This window comes from Sphingomonas bacterium (assembly GCF_028292945.1).
GTDB lineage: Bacteria > Pseudomonadota > Alphaproteobacteria > Sphingomonadales > Sphingomonadaceae > Sphingomonas.
In genome coordinates this window covers 1-3,627 of the sequence record NZ_JAQGLJ010000118.1, presented here as the reverse complement: position 1 = coordinate 3,627, position 3,627 = coordinate 1, and the positions used below count along the sequence as shown (strand labels likewise).

The following is a 3,627-nucleotide window of genomic DNA, read 5'->3' as shown; positions in this document are numbered from 1 at the left end:
CCCCATGCGCGCTGGCGGGAGATCACCCAATCGGGGCGGCCCTCGACCATCGCGCGGATGCGGTTCTACGCGCGCGCGGGGATCCAGCGAGTCGCGCCAATCGCGTCGAGGGCGGTGGAGCGGAGGGTGGCTCCCCCTCCCGCTTGCGGGAGGGGGCCGGGGGGTGGGCCCCCGCTCTCGACCGGATACTCCGTGGCAGACGGAGCGCCCACCCCCAGCCCCTCCCGCAAGCGGGAGGGGAGCGGCTTGTCCATCGCGATGAACCATTGCGGCGTCGCGCGCTGGATCACCTTGGCCTTGGACCGCCAGGAATGCGGATAGCTGTGCTTGAAATCGTCCGACGCCGCGAGCAGCGCCCCCGCCGCGCGCAGGTCCGAACAGATCGGACCATCAGCCGCCACAAACTTCTTGTTGATGACCGAGCCCTGCCCGCCCAGCCACGCCCAGTCCGGCCGGTACATCCCCGCGGCATCGACCGCGAACACCGGGTCGATCCCGTACTGCTTGCACAGCAGGAAATCGTCCTCGCCATGGTCGGGCGCCATGTGGACGAGGCCCGTGCCCTGGTCGGTCGTGACGAACTCGCCCGGCAGCATCGGCCGGGGCTTGGCGAAGAAGCCGCCGAGGTGGTGCATGGGGTGACGCGCGATGACGCCGGCAAGTTGCGAGCCGGAGGCAGCGCCCACCCGTCGCATTACCTGTAAGGCAAGAGGGGACTGCTCCGGTGATGACGACAGGCGAGCTTTGAAAGCGTCAACCAGAGCGTCGGCAATGATGTATCGGAACTCTCGGATTTCCTCGGTTCCGACGAAGCCAGTCGCCAGGTCGGCTTCGATTGGGACCGCCGCAGTATCGTCCTGCTCCCACTCAAATACATAGACGCCGTACTCAATCTCCGGCCCATACGCGAGCGCCTGGTTCACCGGGATCGTCCACGGTGTCGTCGTCCAGATCACCGCATGCGCGCCGACCAGTTCGGGCGCGTTGGGTGCCTCGACGATCTCGAACGCCACGTCGATCTGCGTCGACACGACGTCCTCATATTCGACCTCCGCCTCGGCGAGCGCGGTCTTTTCGACCGGGGACCACATCACCGGCTTGGCGCCGCGATACAGCTGGCCCGATTCCGCGAACTTCAACAGCTCGCCCGCGATCGCCGCCTCGGCGGCAAAGCTCATCGTGACGTACGGGTCCGCCCAGTCGCCCATCACGCCCAGCCGCTGGAACTGCTCGCGCTGCACGTCGATCCAGCCCTGCGCATAGGCGCGGCACTCGGCGCGGAACTGTGCGACCGGCACCTCGTCCTTGTTCAGCTTCTTGGCGCGATACGCTTCCTCGACCTTCCACTCGATCGGCAGGCCATGACAGTCCCAGCCGGGCACGAACGGCGCGTCCTTGCCGAGCAGTGTCTGCGACCGCACGATGAAGTCCTTCAGCGTCTTCATCATGGCGTGACCCATGTGGATGTTGCCGTTGGCGTAAGGCGGGCCGTCGTGCAGGATGAACCGCTCGCGCCCGGCGCGCTCGCGGCGCAGGCGGTCGTACAGCCCGATCCGCTGCCAGCGTTCCAGGATCGCCGGCTCCTTGGCGGCGAGGCCCGCCTTCATCGGAAAATCGGTCTTCGGCAGGAAGACGGTGTCGCGGTAGTCGCGCTTGGGGAGGTCGGCGTCGGTCATTGGTGCGGCGCGTCTAGCGTTAGTTTCGGCTAACGTCACCCTGCCCTCCCGTCATGCTGAACTCGTTTCAGCATCCATGCGCGACGGCTACCATCGTCCCCGACGCTGCGGTGTCGCATGGACCCTGAAACAAGTTCAGGGTGACGTTGTAAGTTGATCAGGCCGCGAGCACTACCCTGGCCCGCGCGCAATCCAACTCCATCTGCGCCGTCAGCGCCGCCAGCCCGTCGAACTTCGCCTCGGTGCGCAGATACTCGACCAGCTCGACTTCGATCGTCTGCCCGTACACATCCTCCGCGAAGTCGAAGAAATATGGCTCCAGCAGCTCTTTCGGCGGCTCGAAGGTCGGCCGCACGCCTAGGTTCGCCGCCCCGTCCAGCACGCGACCGTCGCTAAGCCGCCCGCGCACCGCATAGATGCCGTATGCCGGCCGCAGATACGGCCCCATGTCGAGATTGGCCGTCGGGTAGCCGATCGTGCGCCCCAGCTTGTCGCCATGCTGCACAACGCCCTCGATCGCGAACGGCCGCGTCAGCAGCCGCGCCGCCGCGCGCGGGTCGCCGCGCTGCAACGCTTCGCGGATGCGGGATGACGACACGGGTTCACCGTCGAGCGCCACCGGGCCGACCGTCTCGGCGGCGAACCCGTGCGCCCTCCCCTGCTCCGCCAAGACAGCGACATTGCCGCCCTTCGCGTGGCCGAAGGTGAAATCCTCGCCCGTCACTACCCCGGCGACGCCGAGGTCGCCGACCAGCCGCTCCGCGACGAACTGCGCTGCCGTCAACGCCGCCAACACCGCGTTGAACCGGAACACGACCATCGCGTCCGCGCCGGCGGCGGCGAACAGGCGCTCGCGCTGGTCGAGCGTGGTCAGTCGGAACGGCGCCGCATCGGGCCGGAAGAACCGCACCGGATGCGGATCGAACGTCGCCACCAGCGCCGGCCGCCCCTCCGCGCGCGCCCGCGCCACCGCGCGCCCGACCACCGCCTGATGCCCGAGGTGAAACCCGTCGAAATTGCCGAGCGCCACGATGCCGCCCCGGAGCGCGGCCGGGGCCGGAAGGTCACCTGCGAGGCGCTGCATGAGGAGGGTATAGGGGCGTAGGCAAACTGCTTCTACCCTGTCCTGTAGTTGTGCCCGCGACCCGGCCCCTCCCCGGCGGAAGCCGGGGCCCAGTCGGCCGGGCCGCGGGCTGGACCCGGGCGTCCGCCGGGGAGGGCTATGGCTGGGACCGCGTTAACGTCACGAATGAATATCCCGGCCGCTCCCCCGCCGCCGCATGATCTTCCCGCCCAATCTCGCGCCAGCCGGAAAACCCCGGCATCACCGTGTCTCCGTCAGCCACGATATGCACTTCGGTCAGCTCCACCCGATCCGCCCGCTCCAGGAACAGCGCGAACACCTCCGCCCCCCCGATCACCGACACGTCTCCGCCCGCCAACGCCAGCGCCTCCTCGACCGAATGCGCCGCCTCCGCACCCGCCGCTCGCCACCCCCGATCGCGGGTCAGCACGATGTGCCGCCGGCCGGGCAGGGCTGCGGGGAAACTCTCGAACGTCTTGCGCCCCATGATCATCGGCTTGCCCAGCGTCAGCGCCTTGAATCGCCGCAAGTCCGCCGGCAGGTGCCACGGCAGTCCGCCGTCACGCCCGATCACGTCGTTGTCCGCGCGTGCCACGACGAAGGTGATCATCAATCCCCCTCCCGCTCGCGGGAGGGGCTAGGGGTGGGCACGTCTAGCGAGGTCATCCATCGGGGACATGCCCACCCCCAACCGCTCCCGCAAGCGGGAGGGGAGAAGCTGTGCTCCCCTCCCGCAAGCGGGAGGGGAGTTACACCGCCACCGGCGCCTTGATGTGCGGCTGCGCCTCGTACCCATGCAGCACGAAGTCCTCATACTCGTACGCGTCGATCGCGGGCGCCCGCCGCACAATCTCCAGCCGCGGCAGC

At 68.6% G+C, this 3,627-nt stretch carries 3 protein-coding genes and 1 pseudogene; all 4 read right to left on the bottom strand.

The window, feature by feature from the left end; all coding sequences use genetic code 11:
- A pseudogene (locus JWN21_RS12545) lies at positions 1–1,676 on the bottom strand (class I tRNA ligase family protein); the annotation flags it as partial.
- A 157-nt stretch (positions 1,677–1,833) separates the two neighbouring features.
- Positions 1,834–2,760 (bottom strand): bifunctional riboflavin kinase/FAD synthetase, encoded by a 927-nt coding sequence (locus JWN21_RS12540; protein WP_299650626.1) that lies wholly within the window; start codon positions 2,758–2,760, stop codon positions 1,834–1,836.
- 136 nt (positions 2,761–2,896) lie between these two features.
- The gene (locus tag JWN21_RS12535) at positions 2,897–3,370 is read right to left on the bottom strand and encodes a dihydrofolate reductase (RefSeq protein WP_299650623.1); all 474 of its coding nucleotides are present in this window, start codon (positions 3,368–3,370) and stop codon (positions 2,897–2,899) included.
- A gap of 139 nt (positions 3,371–3,509) precedes the next feature.
- On the bottom strand, positions 3,510–3,627 hold a 118-nt coding region (locus JWN21_RS12530; protein WP_299650629.1), incomplete at its 5' end, for a thymidylate synthase.